General features: G+C 41.1%; 15 protein-coding genes. 2 read left to right on the top strand and 13 right to left on the bottom strand.

The annotated features are described in order from the left end of the window. Complete coding sequence (locus ACYQ5K_RS02585) at positions 1-927, bottom strand: alpha/beta hydrolase (protein ID WP_178025665.1); 927 nt, start codon at positions 925-927, stop codon at positions 1-3. A 196-nt stretch (positions 928-1,123) separates the two neighbouring features. Between ACYQ5K_RS02585 and ACYQ5K_RS02580 the strand changes: the two genes are divergently transcribed. After that, positions 1,124-1,891, top strand: coding sequence for a hypothetical protein (locus ACYQ5K_RS02580; RefSeq protein ID WP_178025664.1), 768 nt, complete (start codon positions 1,124-1,126; stop codon positions 1,889-1,891). Positions 1,892-2,031: 140 nt separating this feature from the next. Here ACYQ5K_RS02580 and ACYQ5K_RS02575 read toward each other — a convergent pair whose 3' ends face one another. The 3 genes from ACYQ5K_RS02575 to ACYQ5K_RS02565 all read right to left on the bottom strand — a co-directional run bounded on the left by ACYQ5K_RS02575 (position 2,032) and on the right by ACYQ5K_RS02565 (position 7,085). Next, positions 2,032-3,051 (bottom strand): Rpn family recombination-promoting nuclease/putative transposase, encoded by a 1,020-nt coding sequence (locus ACYQ5K_RS02575; RefSeq protein WP_178025663.1) that lies wholly within the window; start codon positions 3,049-3,051, stop codon positions 2,032-2,034. Positions 3,052-3,441: 390 nt separating this feature from the next. Further along, on the bottom strand, positions 3,442-4,779 hold the full coding sequence (locus ACYQ5K_RS02570) for a CitMHS family transporter (RefSeq protein WP_178025662.1): 1,338 nt from the start codon (positions 4,777-4,779) through the stop codon (positions 3,442-3,444). A gap of 158 nt (positions 4,780-4,937) precedes the next feature. Further along, a complete protein-coding gene (locus tag ACYQ5K_RS02565; protein WP_178025661.1) occupies positions 4,938-7,085 on the bottom strand; it encodes a sensor histidine kinase in 2,148 nt (715 codons plus the stop codon). Between the two features lie 114 nt (positions 7,086-7,199). Here ACYQ5K_RS02565 and ACYQ5K_RS02560 point away from each other — a divergent pair, with 114 nt between their 5' ends. Next, positions 7,200-7,886, top strand: a complete 687-nt coding sequence (locus ACYQ5K_RS02560; RefSeq protein WP_173689569.1) for a response regulator transcription factor — start codon at positions 7,200-7,202, stop codon at positions 7,884-7,886. Between the two features lie 303 nt (positions 7,887-8,189). Here ACYQ5K_RS02560 and citG read toward each other — a convergent pair whose 3' ends face one another. The 9 genes from citG to tnpA all read right to left on the bottom strand — a co-directional run bounded on the left by citG (position 8,190) and on the right by tnpA (position 17,958). After that, positions 8,190-9,116: a triphosphoribosyl-dephospho-CoA synthase CitG gene (gene citG / locus ACYQ5K_RS02555; protein ID WP_173689568.1), complete on the bottom strand. Its 927-nt coding sequence runs from the start codon at positions 9,114-9,116 to the stop codon at positions 8,190-8,192. Positions 9,117-9,171: 55 nt separating this feature from the next. Beyond that, a complete protein-coding gene (gene citF, locus ACYQ5K_RS02550) occupies positions 9,172-10,731 on the bottom strand; it encodes a citrate lyase subunit alpha (RefSeq protein ID WP_195230559.1) in 1,560 nt (519 codons plus the stop codon). A gap of 1 nt (position 10,732) precedes the next feature. After that, a complete protein-coding gene (locus ACYQ5K_RS02545; protein ID WP_173686733.1) occupies positions 10,733-11,632 on the bottom strand; it encodes an aldolase/citrate lyase family protein in 900 nt (299 codons plus the stop codon). Next, positions 11,632-11,931, bottom strand: coding sequence for a citrate lyase acyl carrier protein (citD, locus tag ACYQ5K_RS02540; RefSeq protein WP_173689566.1), 300 nt, complete (start codon positions 11,929-11,931; stop codon positions 11,632-11,634). The genes ACYQ5K_RS02545 and citD overlap by 1 nt, the downstream gene beginning before the upstream one ends. A 102-nt stretch (positions 11,932-12,033) precedes the next feature. Then, a complete protein-coding gene (locus ACYQ5K_RS02535; RefSeq protein ID WP_173689565.1) occupies positions 12,034-13,473 on the bottom strand; it encodes a serine hydrolase domain-containing protein in 1,440 nt (479 codons plus the stop codon). A gap of 87 nt (positions 13,474-13,560) precedes the next feature. Further along, on the bottom strand, positions 13,561-14,856 hold the full coding sequence (locus ACYQ5K_RS02530) for an SLC13 family permease (protein ID WP_195230557.1): 1,296 nt from the start codon (positions 14,854-14,856) through the stop codon (positions 13,561-13,563). 168 nt (positions 14,857-15,024) lie between these two features. Continuing rightward, positions 15,025-15,960 (bottom strand): LysR family transcriptional regulator, encoded by a 936-nt coding sequence (locus tag ACYQ5K_RS02525; protein WP_173689563.1) that lies wholly within the window; start codon positions 15,958-15,960, stop codon positions 15,025-15,027. A gap of 278 nt (positions 15,961-16,238) precedes the next feature. Next, positions 16,239-17,495, bottom strand: coding sequence for an RNA-guided endonuclease InsQ/TnpB family protein (locus ACYQ5K_RS02520; RefSeq protein ID WP_195231707.1), 1,257 nt, complete (start codon positions 17,493-17,495; stop codon positions 16,239-16,241). A 52-nt stretch (positions 17,496-17,547) separates the two neighbouring features. Next, entirely contained in the window at positions 17,548-17,958 is a 411-nt protein-coding gene (tnpA, locus tag ACYQ5K_RS02515; RefSeq protein WP_459777248.1) for an IS200/IS605 family transposase, read from the bottom strand. Positions 17,959-18,011 lie beyond the last annotated feature (53 nt).

Raw genomic sequence — 18,011 nt, 5'->3', positions numbered from 1 at the left:
CTATTCCCCCTCCAGAAAATGATTGATATATTCAAAACTTTCCTGTACATGCAGACTCCGGATCCCCAGTGCAAAATATCCGTGAAGTGCATCCTTGATCCGGTGTACTTCCACCCGGTTACCTGCCTCTGCAAGACGTCTTCCATACGCTTCTCCCTCATCCCGGAGCGGATCAAATTCTGACGTCAGGATCAGTGTATCCGGCTGCCCTGACAGATCTTTCTCCAGAATCGGTGCAAAATATGGATTTAACTTGTCCTCTTCCGAACCTGCATAAAGATTGATATAATCTTTTAATTTGCCTGCCGTCAGAAGATAATCCTGCCCATTCTCCCTTACGGAAGAGAACAGACTCTTCTCTGAATAATCATTATTGACTGCCGGATAAATCAGAATCTGTCTCTTTGGCATAAATTCGCCACGGTCCCGTGCCATAATGGACAATGCTGCCGCCAGATTGCCACCTGCACTGTCTCCAATCAGAGTAATATCCTCCGGCATTGTATCTGGATGCGTATACAATGCTCTTGCCACGGCATAGCAGTCCATAAGCCCGGTCGGGAACTTGTGTTCCGGCGCCAGGCGGTATTCTACTGCTGCTACAGTCTGCCCTGTCGCCTGTGCCATCCGGGAACATACTCTCTCATAATTTTCCACATGCTCAGTCGACCATCCTCCTCCATGAAGGAAAAGCATGATCTTTCTTCCCTTGATCTGATCCTTTTCCAAATAGGATTCCTCGTCCGGGAAAAATACCCGGATTGGAACTTCGTAGTCCCCGTTATAGACCTGCAGATCCATTTTCTTATAAAATATTTTCATCGGATCCAGTCTTTTCAGATCCGCAAGCTGCCTTGATACTTCTACATCAATCCCTCCAAAAGACAGGATTTTCAAGATTGCTTTTGTTGCTATATTGATCGCCATATTATTTTTTCTGTCCTCATTTATTTTTTCACACAGATTTATTCTACCATAGAATGGTGTCCCCTACCACTCTTTCTCTTGCCATCTTTGCTACATTAACCCATTTTCAGGTTTCACAATCATCTCATAATTTATTTGACACAGACTGTCAAAACAGTTACCATACACTTATACACAAGGAGGGTGTATTTGTTTTATGAATAATAAGAAAAATATAGACGACTATTTTGATGATAACTTTGAAGTAACTTATACAGGCGATCTCCCGTCGATCCCTGTGGGGCAGGATGATTATGACGACCGGTATGACGGCACAGACTACCTTGACGATTATGAAACTGATGACTACTACGATGAAACAGACAGGCTTGATCCTGATTATGACGATGATTATGAAGAAGAGGATTTTTATGACCGCCAAAGGCCCGCCAGACGGGCAGAACGGAGAAATTCCCGCAGACGTCCCGATTCCTCTTCCGAAGAACTGGCTGCTCCAATTCGGAATATTGCCCGCACCGGAAGTACTGCTGCCGAAAAGCTGACTAATTTTATTCTTCGCCCGGCACCGGTACTGATGTCCGCCATCATCCTGGCGATTACCTTTTTCTCGTTCTGGAACCAGATGTCTGATTATGGTGATGTCAAGACGCTAAGCTCCAATCCCGATCTTACACTGGTTGCATACCTGGCTGTCGGAGGGGTTATGCTGATCTGGATGCTGTCAACATTCTTTTTCACATTAAGTGGTATCTGGCACGGAAATGGACGAGGGCTTACCTACTTTGTTCTGGTATATATTCTTTCCTACCTGTTCAGCCTTGCGGCAAATGCAATTCCTGCGGATGTCGAACTGCTTACCGGTATCCGGGGCGGCATCCTGGTATTTGGTTCTCTTTACCCGGCATATTTTCCATTCTGCGTGGTGGGAATTATTACTTGTATTTTGCGGAAAATTTTGAAGTAAAACATTCCTCATACTAAGGCATATGCCTAGGTCATCCTCTTATGATATTTTTGCTTTATAACTAAACACCAACCAATTACATACAAAAAAAGAGTAAGGCAAATCACTCATCCATCTGATTTGGCTTACTCTTTTCCTACTTACTTCTGTTTCATTCCCGATGTGTTTTCCAACTTTTGTACTATTTTTTCTATATCATATTCCGGTGCATAGGTTTTGGCAATATCATAGATTCTTTGTATCGTCAAGACATCCTCTTCCAGAAAGTCTGCAATTTCCTCTGCTGACATCCCTTTTTGCAATTTTTTTATAACAATTGAAACTAATGCTTCCCTGTACCCTTCTTTACGCCCTTCTTTACGCCCTTCTTTACGTCCTTCTTTACGTCCTTCTTTACGTCCTTCTTCACGACCTTCTCGCATCCCAATTATTTTTGCACTTTTCATAAACGAATTATGATCCCACAAAATTTTTTGTCTTTCTTCGTATTCTCTTCTTTTTCTTTCATCTGCACTCATCTTCTCCAGACATTCATAAGCTTCTTTAATATATTCATTTTGCTCTGCCATCTTTGCAAAATCCTTTCTGTTCTTTCCGCTCATAAATCGCATCCACTGGATGATCCCAGTTTCATTCTGACTTTCCGGTGGCAACTTTTTCAATTCCAGAATATGAATCTGCAGCAAGTCCGTCAGCACTTCTCCAGTCTCTTTATCACAGAACATTCCCGCATGATAACATCTGATATCATTTTCAAAGAAATTAAAGTCCAAAATTCCAACATGAATGCACGGTTTAATTCTATCATAAGTATCCCCTGTTTTCATTTGATCCGTTACCATCTTTGACAGATAATAAAAGCTCCTCTGAAACCAGAATTCAAATGGCACCACTTGCATTTCCAAATCCATCTGCTCTCCATTTTTCAAGAGAACTCTTACATCCAGAATCCCGTATTTATCTTCCGGATATTCTTTTCTTAAAATTGTTGGCATCAACTTTGTTTTCTGAATTTCTTCTGGATCTTTCTTTAGAATTGCCGCAATCAATCCCTGTCTTACTTTTGCATTCTCCATTAATTCTTTGAAGCAGAAATCTACCGTTGGATGCATTATAAAGCTATCCTGATTTTCTGTTAATTGTTTCTTTTCTTCTGTCATATGATTCCCCTTTCTGCATTGTAAAAATATAGAAAGGAAAATCTGACTTTTCTACTATAAATATTTTAACATACTGTCATCCTTTGTAAAGGCAAACTCCCATACTTCTATATTTTCTTTTGCTTTGTTCATTGTCGGGAGTTTACTCGAAAATTGAGCACCGAAAATGAGATACCTTCTGATTATGGTTAATTAGATACTTTTTCGATTTTAGAACTAAATCGAAGTAAAATAACTCTATCACATTTTCCTGAAATTTTATACCCTGCATAACATTTTCGAGCACTTTCGTTGCATTTCAATCATCAGACCATTTTATATACATATTCAAAAAAATCCCATACTCCATGTACAAATCACATGAAATACAGGATCTTTTTATTCATCTAACTAGAATTTGATTACGCCAAGGATGATTCCTGAGATCAGGCAGATAATACTTACGCCCCAGATCCAGAAGAAACTGTTCTTGATGTGGTCTTTGATCTCCACTCCAGCAAGACCGGTTCCAAGGAAAGTAGCCGGAACAACCGGGCTGATGAATGTTGCACAATTACGGCAAACAACCATTGCAATAGCAATATGTGCCGGATTCACACCGAATTCGTTTCCGATTCCGATCAGTACCGGAAGCATTCCAAAGAAGAAGGAATCGGTATCGAACATCAGTGTAAGTGGTACAGATACCAGACCTACGATAAGTGGTAAAAATCTTCCCATAGACTGTGGAACTACACTTGCAAGTACATTTGCCATGTGCGTCATGATCTCTGTTTCCTGCATAACCCCAAGGAATACACCTGCACAAAGAATCGTAGATGCCATGGTAAGTGCCGGGCCTGCATGAGATTTAATGATCTTACCCTGCAATTTTGCACCTGGATAGTTTACAAAAAGAGCCACTGCACATCCTACCATAAAGATATAGTAAGACGGTACCTTTGCAAGAACCAGGTTTACGATCACTACCAGTGTTACGATCACGTTGAATACAAAGAGTTTCGGTCTTGCAAGTTCATTCTTTTCGCTATCTGTTACAGCTTCATCTTCAATTCCGCCATACTCGATTTTTTCTGCTGAAGAAGTGCCTGCGCCTCTCTTCTTTTCGATATTTCCCCAGATAAATGCAGTTCCGAGTGCAATGAAAATACCTACAACCTGCATTGGAATGATCTGTTTCCACAGGGCATTCGGTTCAATTCCGAGAACAGTAGCCGCACGCATTGTCGGTCCGCCCCATGGCAGAAGGTTCATAACACCCATTGCAGATACGCAGATGAGCATCAGAGTTGTCGGTCTCATATTCAGACGTTTGTACACCGGGAGCATTGCCGGAATCGTGATCAGGAATGTGGAAGCTCCACCTCCGTCCAGATGTCCGATCATCGCAATGATACAGGTCATCATTGCCACGCCAACTACATTACTTCCAACCTTCTTCATCAATGCATTGATGATCTTATCGAACATTCCTACATCTGTCATAATTCCAAAGAAGAGTACTGAGAAGATAAACAACGCCGCAGTACCATGTACTCCGGACACACCGGCTGAAATAAATTCCCCCATTTCTTTGATCGTAAATGTTCCGGTCGCTACAAGGATCGCACCTGTTACAGTGGATACACTGACAAACGCAAGTGCCGGTACCGTTACATTTCTTAAAAGCAACGCAATCACTACAATGATCGTTGCAAATCCCAATAAGGCAAGCATCGCTTCACTCATGGCTTTTTCTCCTTCCTTTTGTACGGGTACTTTTTCGTACCATTTATTTGATGATTCCATTATAAAAACCCAACCTTACACTCTTACGGATTCCTCCTTACATTTTGTTAAGGTAAATCTTTAAAAGTATTAAGGTTGGGTTTGTCGTGTCTTACATCTTACATGGAATCCTTTGCCCGGTTTCGGATTGCCTCAAGAATCGCAGTATCAGACACCGGTTTCTCCACATAACCATCGATGATTCCTTTTTGCTTTGCTTCTACTGCCTCCCGGCTCAGTCCGTCTGTAATGATAAATTTCATCATATCCGGATATTTTCCTGCCAGTGACATACAAAAATCAACACCGCTGCAGTCTTCAAGTGTCTCATCCACCACAAGAACGTCCATCTCCTGTTCTCGCAGACACTGCTGCAGTTCTTCTTTTTTCATACAAGTACGGATCTGGATTCCGATTTTTTCAAAATTCTTTTTTAAAAGCTGCAATACTTTCGCATTATCATCCGCCACAACAATATGGTATTCCTTGCCGGACACATTCTGTGCGATCTGCGGCGTATGATCCATATCAAGTATCGGAAGGTAAATATGAAAAGTACTTCCTTTTCCCTTTTCACTTTCCGCGTACAGATAGCCTTTGTGGGAAGAGATGATCTGTTCTGCAAGTGCAAGGCCAAGTCCGGTTCCTTCCCCACCTTTCTTTGTTGTGAAGAAAGGATCAAATATATGGCGGAGGGTTTCTTTATCCATTCCGCATCCATTATCTTTGACAAGAATGTGGATATAGCTTTCCCACGCTTCAGAGAGCTTTCGTGCTACCTTCAGATTTACTTTCGATTTTGCTTCTTTTTTACATACCACAAGGATCATTCCCTGTTCCTTTCCGATGGCATGGACCGCGTTTACACAGATATTAAGCAGCACCTGGTTCAGCTGGGTTGTATTTCCTAAAATACTCTCCGTCTCGATCTGGATATCACTTTCCAGCTGAACCTGTGGAGTACAGATCGACTCGATCATTTTCAGTGCACGCGTCATCATTTTTTTCATCGGAATACTTTTATATACCGTCTCCACATTTTTCCGGCTCAGCGATGAAATCTGCCGGACAACATCTTTTGCCTTTTCGGAAGCATCGTATATTTCCTTCGCGCTGTCCTGTTCCTCCGAACCTTCCGGAAGTTCCATCATAAGAAGTTCCGCATATCCCATGATCGGTGTTAGAAAGTTGTTAAATTCATGGGCTATTCCGCCGGTCATGGTTCCCATGATCTGCAGTCTCTGCTGGTGTGCAATGTTCTCCTCACTGCGATGCATTTTTTCCAGCTGCTCGTTTAATTCTTTCAAATCATCGATTTCTCTTACCGCTCTTCGTATATCCTTCATCACTCGCCAGAGTATGAAAACCAAAGCACCGGCTGATAACAAGATTCCGACAAAAACGAATATCATTTTCAGAAATCCTTCTGCGATAGGCTCATAAAGATCATCATAATCAATTACCGCGCTGACACTCCAGAAACTATCCTGCATCTTTACCGGTGAATAAGCACTTATTTTCCGCACTCTCGGCTGTTCCGGATCGGTCCACCAATAAGAATAATAGTCGGAAATGCCTTCTTTCCCGCTATTTTGTCCCTCCACCATCTGTTTCAGGCTTGCATAATCCAGATCCGGGTACATCTCCATTCTTCCTTCGATGACCTTTATTCCCCACTGTTTTTTATCCGGATGCATGATAATGGTGCCATCCGCATTTTTTACAACAATATAACCATTCGTTCCGATACGGATGCCGGAGATCAGCTTCTGATAATATTTTTCTGCATCAATCATCAGACAGATTTTCCCGCCTGTTTTTAAATCTCTTTTATACACATTATAGATTTTTCCGGAAGAATCTTTTTCCATGTAAACACTGTTTTTCTCAGAACATTGGGTAAGAAGTTCACTACTTTTCATTTCCACATCCCTGACATACTTTGTGATCTTTCCGTCCTGATCTTCCAGATAAAGATTCGCGATCATACTATTCTGCGTGGAAATGTATTCTTTATAAATGTTCTCTGCATCTTCTGCTTCCCGTTCTTCTGTTATATCTGCCAGAAATTCCAGGTTATCTTCATATTCCCTTGCGGCTACCGACATATTTTCACTTAAGATCCTGGTTGTCAGAAGCAATTGCTCTTCCTGGTTTTCCATAAGTGTATCGCGGTATTTTTTCCAGACTCCGAACCCCGCTAATACAAATACTACGATCAGAAAAAGCGGAATCACGGCAATCCATGTTTTTTTATTTTTTTTCATATTCCCTTATCCTTGCCTGGTAATCGATTGACTTGTTCTCTTTCTAATATTATAATGTTTTTTATAAGTTGTATAGAATTTTATTGAAATTTTTACTTTTGGGAGGTTGCCTCAATGGCTGACAAAATACTGATCGTAGACGATGATCCGGCAATCTGTAAGCTGCTGGAAAAAGTAATGCACAGCAATGAGTTGGAAACAACAACAGTAAACTGTGGCATGGATGCTCTGTCCATCCTTAAAAATCATACATTTGACCTGATCCTTATGGATATTATGCTGGGAGATATGGAAGGATTTGAGGTCATCAAACGGCTTCGCAATCAGGGGATCAGTACCCCGGTTATGATCGTCAGCGGACGTAACGAGGACTATGATTCCCTGTACGGACTTTCCCTTGGCGCGGATGATTATATCACCAAGCCGTTCCGGCCGCTTGTACTTGGTGCCAAAGTAAAAGCACTGATCCGCCGCAACAAGAATCTGGTACTCGACAATTCCGATACTCTGGAATGCGGTCCATTCAGCTATGATACCACAACCATGCGTTTTTACAAAAATGACGAAGAGCTGATCCTTTCTTCCAAGGAGTCTGCACTTCTTCTGCTTTTTATGAAGCATCCGCAGCAGGTTTTCACCAAGGACATGATCTATGAGCATGTCTGGGGCAATACGGTTGCCGTTGATGACAATGCGATCATGGTCTATATCAACCGGCTTCGTGGTAAGATTGAGGACGACAGACAGAATCCGGCGCATATCCTGACGATTCGCGGACTGGGATACCGTTTTGTTCCGTAAACGACCTTTTCATCAGGAGGAAGCTCCATTCGGAACCTTCTCCTAATAAAAAAGAATGTGCCTCGGCACATTCTCGCGCCGAGCGCGGTCGCTTGCGACATTCTTCATCTTCGTGCGAGTGCGCATCTCCGGCACGCAGTGCCTTTTATTTCATAGGAAGTTCCTTTGGAATTTCCTATGAAATAAAAAGATGACTTTTCACCCGCTCATTTGTGAAAAGTCATCTTTTTTATTCCTCACCAGTCTGGTGCAGTCCATATTCATGGCAGAAAATTTGATTCCCGTTCTCAGTTATTATACGCTCTATTTTACAACCGGAAAGAGGTTCAGGACTGTCCCGTTCTCGTTTGGAATTTTATTGCACAGCATCGCAAGAAACAGTGAGGTGGCAAGAAGATCGGCACACCCACCCGCGCTGATACCACGCTTTATATAATCCGCATCCATGCGGATCAGTTTGTCTAACGCATCTTCTGAGTAGGCTCCGCCTTCCTCCAGAAACTGCATCGCTTCCATCTGGACCTGATAAAGGACCGATGGATTCTTTCTCGATAAAATGTTGGAATCCTGCACCCGGCTCATTAGTGCAAAAAGGATCTGTAATTTGATCCGGTTCCACTCCATTCCCCGCAAAAGTCCATCCTCCAGTACCGGAAGCGCAATATGAAAAACAGATGGGTATCCGGCAAGTGCTTCCCCGCGAATCCCTGTTGTCCCGTATTGTACGAGATTTTTTTCACCGTTACTTTTTGCAGGTTCCTTTCCCAGCATCTCGATTTCGGCTCTCAAGATCCGGGCAGTCATCTTCTGCTCCATCCGAAGGATCGATTGTAAAGTAACGGTTCCGTCTTCCCGGATACATCTTCCCGCTGCCGCGCTGAATATTCCAAGGGTAAAAATCATCCCTTTATGTGTATTCACATGCCCGGTTGCCCGGTACATGGCTTCCTCCGCAAGCATTCCGGTCTTACGGATTTCGCGGAAAAGATCTTCCGGTGTACAGGTCAGCTGGTATCCCTGGTATGCCATTCTCACAAACCACGGATACAATGCCTCTGCACTTTTTTCAAAGGTCTGCACATCCATATCTGTGTGGGCACCACAGGAATATGGATCTACAAGCCCGGGCTTTGGAACCGTATAGACTTCCTCAAGCAGTGCCTGATACGCCATCCGGCCAATCGATTCTGCAAGGTATTCTGCTCTCTCCACTGCCTGATTCTTTCCCATACGGTTCTCCTTTTATATCCAATTACCAATAACCTGTAAGTTTTCCGATCAGAATTTAATCATCAAATTCAAACGGCTTGATCTGACGGACAACATCCATGATAGTACCGTCACGGCTTTCAATGACACCAACAACACGGTCTCCAAACTGTACCTTCTGTGGTTCCCCTGCGATAGAGTAAGCGATATCACGTAACTCTTCAATAGTCTTGAACGGAAGATCGACATCTTTCATTGCTTCGATCAGATCCTGTCTCTTCGGGTTGATCGCAATACCGTAATCTGTGATAACAACATCTACGCTTTCACCAGGTGTTGTAACAGTTGTTACATCTGTACAGATTGCCGGTGTTCTTCCCTGAAGAAGTGGTGCGATAACGATGGCACATTTTGCTCCGGCTGCTGTATCCGGATGTCCACCCTGTGCTCCTGTGATCATACCGTTGGAATCTACGACAACGTTACAGTTGAAGTGTACGTCAACTTCCAGAGCTGCAAGGATTACGAAGTCCAGTTTATTTACAACTGCACCCTTGTTGAACGGGTTCGCATACTCGCCTGCACTGATACGGAAGTGATGCAGATCTTTTACTGATTCTACAGCTGCAAGGTCGAAGTCCTGTGTATCCAGAAGTGCGTCTACCTGACCATTGATCAGAAGGTCACACATCGGCTTTGTAAGACCACCTACACCAAAACGCATACGGATATTTCTTTCTTTCATTACCTTTGCAAGTGAAATGGTGGATGCAATAGAAGCTCCGCCGACACCTGTCTGGTAAGAAAATCCGTCTTTGAAATATGGTGTATTTACAACAAACTGTGTACAGTAATCAGCCATCATCAGCTTTCTCATATCTGTGGTCGGTTTTGCCGCACCTGTTGCGATCTTCTTCGGATCACCGATCTGGTCAACTTCTACAACATAGTCCACTTTTGTCATGGAAATATGTGCCGGGAAGTTCGGGAACGGAACCATGCAGTCTGTGATTGCTACCACTTTGTTTGCATGGAATGCATCTGACATTGCGTAAGAAAGTACACCACAGTCAGATTTTCCACCGATACCACGGCAGTTACCGTATTCATCACAGGTCGGAGTTCCGATGAATGCGATATCGATCTGAGTTTCACCTGTTACCAGGGCACGTACACGTCCACCGTGTGAACGCATGATCGCAAGACCTTTTAATTTACCATTGGAAATGGCTTCTCCGATCTTTCCACGTACACCGGATGACTGGATGTTGGTGATCGTTCCATCTTCAATATATTCTACCAGAGGATCATGTGCTTTTCCAAGGGAACTTGCGCAAATGGTAATGTCTTTGATTCCCATATCATGGATTTCTTTCATTACCATATTTACAACGTAGTCACCTTCACGGAAATGGTGATGGAAGCTGACTGTCATACCGTCTTTGATTCCACATTTTACAAGGACATCATGGATGCTGTCTACCATCTTGCTTCCGTTGGAATTGATGACACATTCTACTTCCGGTCCGTGTTTTTTATAGACATGTCCGTCAAAATGATGCACACCCTGAAATACTTCTTTTCCTGTTACTTTTAAAATCTCTTCCGGGATATCTCTACCTACTGCGTTAATCATCTTATAAATCCCCCTTATACACACCTGAAGCTTTTGCAAGCTCGATTGTTCTCTTTGCTCCGTCATAGAAAGCGATATCGATCATCTTACCATCTACTGTAAATACACCGATTCCCTGTGCTTTCTTTGTATCAATTTCGCGGACAACTTTTTCTGCAAAAATGATATCTTTCTGTTTTGGTGTAAAGATCTCATGTACAATGTTGATCTGTCTTGGGTTGATGATGGATTTTCCATCAAATCCCATCAGGTGGATATTCTCAACATCCTGACGGAAACCATCCATATCATCAAGGTCTGTGTATACGGTATCAAAGCACTGTACACCAGCTGCTCTTGCTGCGATCACCATGTTCTGTCTTGCTCCCATGAGCTCGATTCCGGTTCCGGTGATGTGTGTCTGAAGGTCTTTGGTATAATCTCCACCAGAAAGGGCAATACCGAAAAGTCTTTCGGAAGATTCGCAAATGTCAAGTGCGCGCATGACACCACGTGCAGACTCGATCGCTGCCATGATCAGAACACTTCCTTCTTCACGTCCGAAATCTTTTTCAGCCTGGATAACTTCAGCTTCTACGACTTTTACATCCTGTGCGGACTCTGTCTTTGGAATACGGATTGCATCGCATCCACCTGCGACTGCACAGCGGATATCTTCTTTCCAGTAAGGTGTATCCAGTCCGTTGATTCTGACAACACGTTCGCATCCTCTATAGTTAATGGTCTTAAGTGCATGATAAAGAGAAAATCTTGCTGCATCTTTCTGGTTCTCTGCAACAGCATCTTCCAGGTCAAGCATGATAGAATCCGGTTTGTAAATATAAGGATCCTTGATCAGTCCCGGTTTCTGTGCATTTAAAAACATCATGGTTCTTCTAAGTCTTTTTTTATTCGGATTCATTATCTGATCGCACCTCCCCACGGTAAGTCTTCAATCTGTCCGATTGAACGATAAACAGCTGCTTCGATTCTTGCCTTGATTGTGCAGTCAAGCGCTCCTTTATCTACGATTGTAAGCTTTACATTATCGATTCCCAGATTATCAAGTGTCTCATAAGCGACCTTTCTGATCTGATTTCCATACTGATTGATTACCGCGCTTTCCAGTGAAAAATCAACTTTTCCTTCTCCGGCTTCTACTGTTACCTGGCAGTCACTGGATTCTAATGTTCCTGCAATTGCAGGTTTTTTGATTTCCATTCGTGCTTCCTCCTTAACATCCTTTTGCATTTGTATTTGCTTCGTTGTGTTTATCATAGGGCTCTTACCTTACAGGAACGTGAATAGTTTTCTTAATATTTGTTAAGATTCGCATATTTTTGCTGTTACAACCGGTCTTTCCAGTGCCTGTGAATTCATATTTACCCAGCGTTTCATATATATCCTGTCTTCTTTCCATTCAAAAGACACATGATCAAAAAAAGCCATCTCCGGATAACGCCATTCCATCATCAGCACATTTTCTGATTTCCAGTAAGCGCATGCGGCAATTTTCATTTCATCCATTTCATACTGATGATGCAGATATCCACCTGTCATAGAGGTTTTCCCATGGATCCAACAGTCAAGTCCTGCTTCTACAAAATGTGTTCCCCTGTTATCTTTCATCCAGAATGTTACTTTATCTTCTGAAAATTCCAGACCTGTTTTTTCTATTTTATCTTCATTCTCAAAAGGTTCCATTTCTATTTTCCGATTTCCTGAAATCAGTCTGTTACTGACGGATCTGTTTTTGTTTTCCAGAGACATTCTGAGTCCTTTATTTTTTAATACTTTCCACATCTTTTCAGAGAGATTTCTTTCTTCTTTCATCGGATTCAGAATTTCTTTTTGAATCAGTTCCGTCTCCAGGTAATTACTGTCTGCCGTAGTGATAGCAATTACCATATTTTGTTCCGGAACAATCGCACAGGTCTGTCCAAACATTCCATCTGCACACCAGATATCTCCTGTATGCGTCCAGTGAAAATTATATTCTTTTTCTCCTTCTTTTCTTGGCTGTGGATCTTTTTTGCCTAGTGCGAGATCCACCCACTCAGGATTTAACAACTGTTTTTCATCCCATTTCCCATGACTCAGATACAGTAACCCAAACCGGGCAATTCCTTCTACCGTAATGCTCACACCATTTCCACCTGAACAGATTCCTTCCGGACTTTCTCCCCAGCTAAACTTCTCCAGACCAATATACGGTGCCAGTTCTTCTTCGATCAATTGATGGCATGTTTTTCCTGTAACACGCTGTACGATCGCTGACGTAATATAGGAATTCCCACTTGAATACATAAATTCACTTCCTGGCTCCTTTACAAACGGTACTTTAAAATATGCATCCAGCCAGCTGGTCTTTAATGGTCTCCATTCATTTCCACCTATACTTCTTTCCTGTCCACTACGCATCGTAAGCAAATTCCGTATTGTAAGCTTCTGAAGATATTCATTTGCTCCCTCCCGATATTCCGGAAAATAATCAAGTACCTTATCCTCCAATTTTATAAGTCCTTTTGTATAAGCAATTCCTGCCGCTGTATTTGTAAAACATTTTGTAAAAGAATGTACAATATGCGGAATTTCTTTACGATACGGTTCGTTATATGCTTCAAATATTACTTTATTGTTTTTCAAGATCATAATTCCATGGATCTCTGCTTCTCTTTTTTCCATCTCATTCAGAAAATTAATAATATACTCTGATGATACACCTTCATCTTCCGGTGTTGAATAGGTTAATTCTGTGTTCATACTGTCACCTCATCTATCTTTATTTTAAACTGGAAACGGGGGACAGAATTTTGTCCCCCTTTGTTATACCTAACTCTTTTCTGTCTTTTAAAAGAACGGGAATACCAATGGAAGAATTCCTACACAGCATATAAAGCTGATAATAACCAATGGCCATCCAAATTTTGCAAAGTCAGTAAATTTTAAGTTTGTAAAAATCATTAATGTCTGATTTGTTCCTGATGCGATTGGTGTCAGGAAAGAACATCCTGCTCCGATTGCAATTGCAAGAACAATTGCCTGTGGGTTTGCTCCCATTGATTCTGCAATAGAGATTCCAATCGGGGCAAGTACTCCTGCTGTTGCCATATTATTCATAAACTGTGTTGCAATTGCTGACCCAAGGAACAGTACAGCTGTAATCAGATACAAATTATGTGTATCTCCAAGAATGCTCAGCACAATGGATCCAAACACCTCTCCAAGTCCACTGTTTTTCATAACTGCAATGATCAAATTGATACCTGCACAGAAAAGTACCATATCTACACCAAATGAAGTGATTACTTCTTTTGGTTTTACAACGGTTGTAAGAACCGAAATCGCAATCAGTGCATATCCAATAAAGTTCGGATTCACTGTAATATCTGTAAGTGAATCCAAAATCAGAGCAAGTACAAACAGAAGGAAACTGATTCCTACAACCATCTGTTTCTTTTTCATCTCAGGTGTAATTTCTGTAGCTGCCTCTATCTCTGAATTACTTGGCACTGTTTCCTCATAAGACGGGCACCAGCGGTTCATCATGATCATATAGATTCCACCCAGAATAAAAATCGGGATACCTACCCATGCAAAATCAAACATGCCAAAAAGAGAAAGCCCGGCTTCTTCAAGTGCCGTATTTGCATAAATATTTGTCGGTGTTCCAATCAGTGTACAAGCTCCACCTAAAGTACTTGCATAGATTACGAATAAAATCATTTTGGAATGACTGATCTTATTTTTCTTGGCAATACTGAAAATCACTGGTAAAAATGCCATTGCAACATAACTGTTCTGCAGAACGAATGATACCAGTCCTGATGCCAGATATAGAATTGCAAAAATTAACATTTCTTTTTTCTTTCCACTTACATTACCAGTTAATTTATCTAAAGCATTTCCCATTACAATATCAAGCCCTGTTGCAGCAATCATTCCTGAGAACATACATATAATTGCCATCAAATGAAAACTTGAACTGCTTAACACGGCATATACACCATCCGCATCCATTGTTCCTGTAAATACAACGATCGGTGCCATGATCAAAAAACAAAACCAGTTTGGTAATTTGGGCGTTGCAAGAACTGCAACGAAAACTATTAATGTCAGGATCGCTCCTATTGTAGCCATACTCATCTTTCTTTTCCTCCGTATCCATATACAATAAGCTTTTCGGAGTGCGCTTTTCCAAAAACTCTCATTCTTCTCTTATATGATGTTTACCGGCTCATCACGTTAATCTTATTATAATTGTCTGTTGCTTTTTTCACCAATGCCAAAAGAAAATAGGGGTATAGTTTCATGCTATGCCCCTATTTCTCCATTTATTATTTTCTCTTTCAAAACAGATATACAGTACTTTTCCTGTCTGGAAAGGATTTTATTTTTCAAATAAATAATACCTGTTTTCGTCTTTTTTACCTTGTTTTTTCCAATGCAAAAAAAATCAATATCTTTTGTATTTGTTATGTATGGAAGAAATACTTCTGATATAAAACAGAATCCCATTCCTCGCTCCAAGGTCTGCATTGCAAGCATCGAACTGTTTACGATCATCTTTGGCTTCAATTCTTTTCCATATTCTTCAAATATCTGATCGATCTCTTGTCTGACATAACAGGAATTGTCCTGGATAATAAACTCATTCGGCATCATCGAAATATCCATCCATGGATATTTTTCACCTTCTCTTTTTTCTGCTTTCTGAAGCATCATATACTTCTTTGGAACTGCAAGTAACATATAATCTTCTACAATAAAATCAAATACGATAGAAGAATCCTTTTCACTCAGATCCGGCCCTATTGCCAAGTCATAGGTCCTGTTTTTTAAGCCTGTCAGGATTTCCTTAGCCATGACATTTGAAAATGTTGCTTTACACCCGATGTATTTTTTACTGATCTTCTCCTGAACTTCCATTGCCAGCAAAAGGCTGGCACTTAAAGACATACATATGTGTATTTCCTGTTCTTCTGATAGTTGAAGTTCCTTTAGTCTATGTTCCATTGTGCTGTTTAAACGTTTGATTTCTTTTCCATACTCAACATAAATTTTGCCAGCCTCTGTCAGACTGATTCCATTCGATTTCCGCTCGAAAAGTAAAATTCCAAGTTCCTGTTCCAGACTGGATATAAATCTGCTGAGTGATGGTTGTGAAATATATAAAAGTTCAGCGGCTTTTGAAATACTTTTGCATTCTGCAACCGCTAAAACATAGGTAAACGATTTTAAATCATCCATTTTTATCCTCCCGTGATCTCAGTAAACAGATTGTAAGCTTTTATATTTTAAAAGCGCAAGATTAGTACAACTTATCGAAATTTCTTTGATTTCAGGGCATGCTAAATGGGCTACTGGAATTCGGATTATACTAAAAAGCTCTTAATTCTCTTGAACCCCGGTTTCAAATATGCTACAGTGAACTACTCGGCAACTAAGTTACCAGAGCATCTGAATTCTGGCGGGATACCGCCTTTTTTCAGGGTGCGTCCATGACACCAATACTGCTTACCTTTCGGCTATGCAGCTACTTTTATTATTTCTGGATTTTTTAGTCCAGTTATGGACAGTTTCTTCTGCTTTCCGGATACGGAAAGATATTTCCGCAGGATATTGAAGGCGCCTACTGCATCTGCATTAAATCTTTCTCCATTGGTTATATACATGCCCCGCTCTTTTCGATTTGACGCTTCTGCATATCTTTTTGATACTTCTGGTGATAACGGGCTGCACTGGCTTGTATAACTTTCTTCCTGTTTTATCAATTGTATTCCATACAGTTTCAGTTTATAGTCCAGCATGATGTACAGCCTGTCATATGGCAGTCCGTGAAACTTTTGGTTGATCTTATGCCCCATATCTTTTTCTTTACGAATATTTCGGATATCCCCCACAACCACACAGTGGATATCTTCTTTTCTGCAATATTCTGCAATCCATCTGGTCGCTTTGTGAAAGTAGTCTTTTACTGCATTCTGCTTTTTCCTATATAGTCTCTGGATATGTTTTGATGATTTTGGATATTTTATCCCTTTTTTCGATTGCTGCGCATACCATACAGACTGTACTCTGGCTATCTCTTTATGAAAGTATCTTTCCAGAGAAAGATATTTTCTTCCCAGAATAAAAGTCCTTCCATTTCCTGAATCATAACAGGTCATCAAATTGTGAAGACCAAGATCAATAGATAAATAATGTCCATTCTGGGAAAGCTGCTCTGGTTCTTCAATCTCATAGATAACGATAAGGTCACATTTTTCATTTTTCGGTGGATAGATCCGCAGCTGTTTTATATGATCCATGTCCCTGAAAATCTTATTTTCAAGATATAGAAATTTTTCATGGATCCCATATGTTTCTTCCATATAGCTTTTCAGATCCTTTGGCAGAGACAGCCGCAGCTGGTCTGAACCTTTCTCATGCCGGATTCCCATCTGCATGTATGTAACAGGTATATTGTCCTGTTTAAAACGGGGCGGATTTGGTTCTTTGATTCCTCCGGTCTTTTTCAGGACATAAAAAGATTTCCATGCTTTGTCCAGCTGTTTACAGGTTTCCTGCGCTGTCTGTGACGGAAGTTGTCTGTACCACAGATTTCCTTTATGTGCTTTTTTCTGATAGTACCAGTCAGGATACTTTTCCAGTCCCAATTCTTTATAATGATGACGTTCATAGTTGCAGATATTCCAGAGTTTGGAAGCTGCATAACACATATGTCCTATGATATTGGAATATTCCGGCCGAATTTTTATAGATGTTCTGTGCGACAGTAGCATTCTTCTTCCCCCTAGACATTCTTGTAGATGGAGATTTACATTCCATCTTGAATTAATACGACTTGCTCTGATGTTCAATATAATGGCGGATATTTTCTTCAGATACAGATCCGATTGTTTCCACATAATAGGAATGATTCCACAGCTCTCCTTTCCATAGCTGGTTTCTTATTTCCGGAAAACGTTCGAACAGTTTTCTTCCAGTGATTCCCTTCAGATACTTAACGATTGCTGTTATGGACAACTTCGGTGGAGCAGATACAAAGCAGTGGACATGATCCCCTTCACCACATTCGAATAGATGGACGGTAAATCCCTTATCCGCAGCAATCTGCTGCACCAGTTCCTGAAGATATTCCTCGATTTCTGGTTTTAATATCTTTCGCCGGTATTTCACCGACCATACCATATGGTAATTGATATTACACACGCAAGTCCTATAATGTATAAGTTTTTCTTTCATACACATAGTATAACATGAGACTTAAATGAAAAATTAATTTCCAGCTGTAGATT

It is taken from the genome of Allocoprococcus similis (assembly GCF_054660775.1).
Note: the sequence above shows the minus strand (reverse complement) of the source record. Positions and strands in the feature narration are given on the sequence as shown.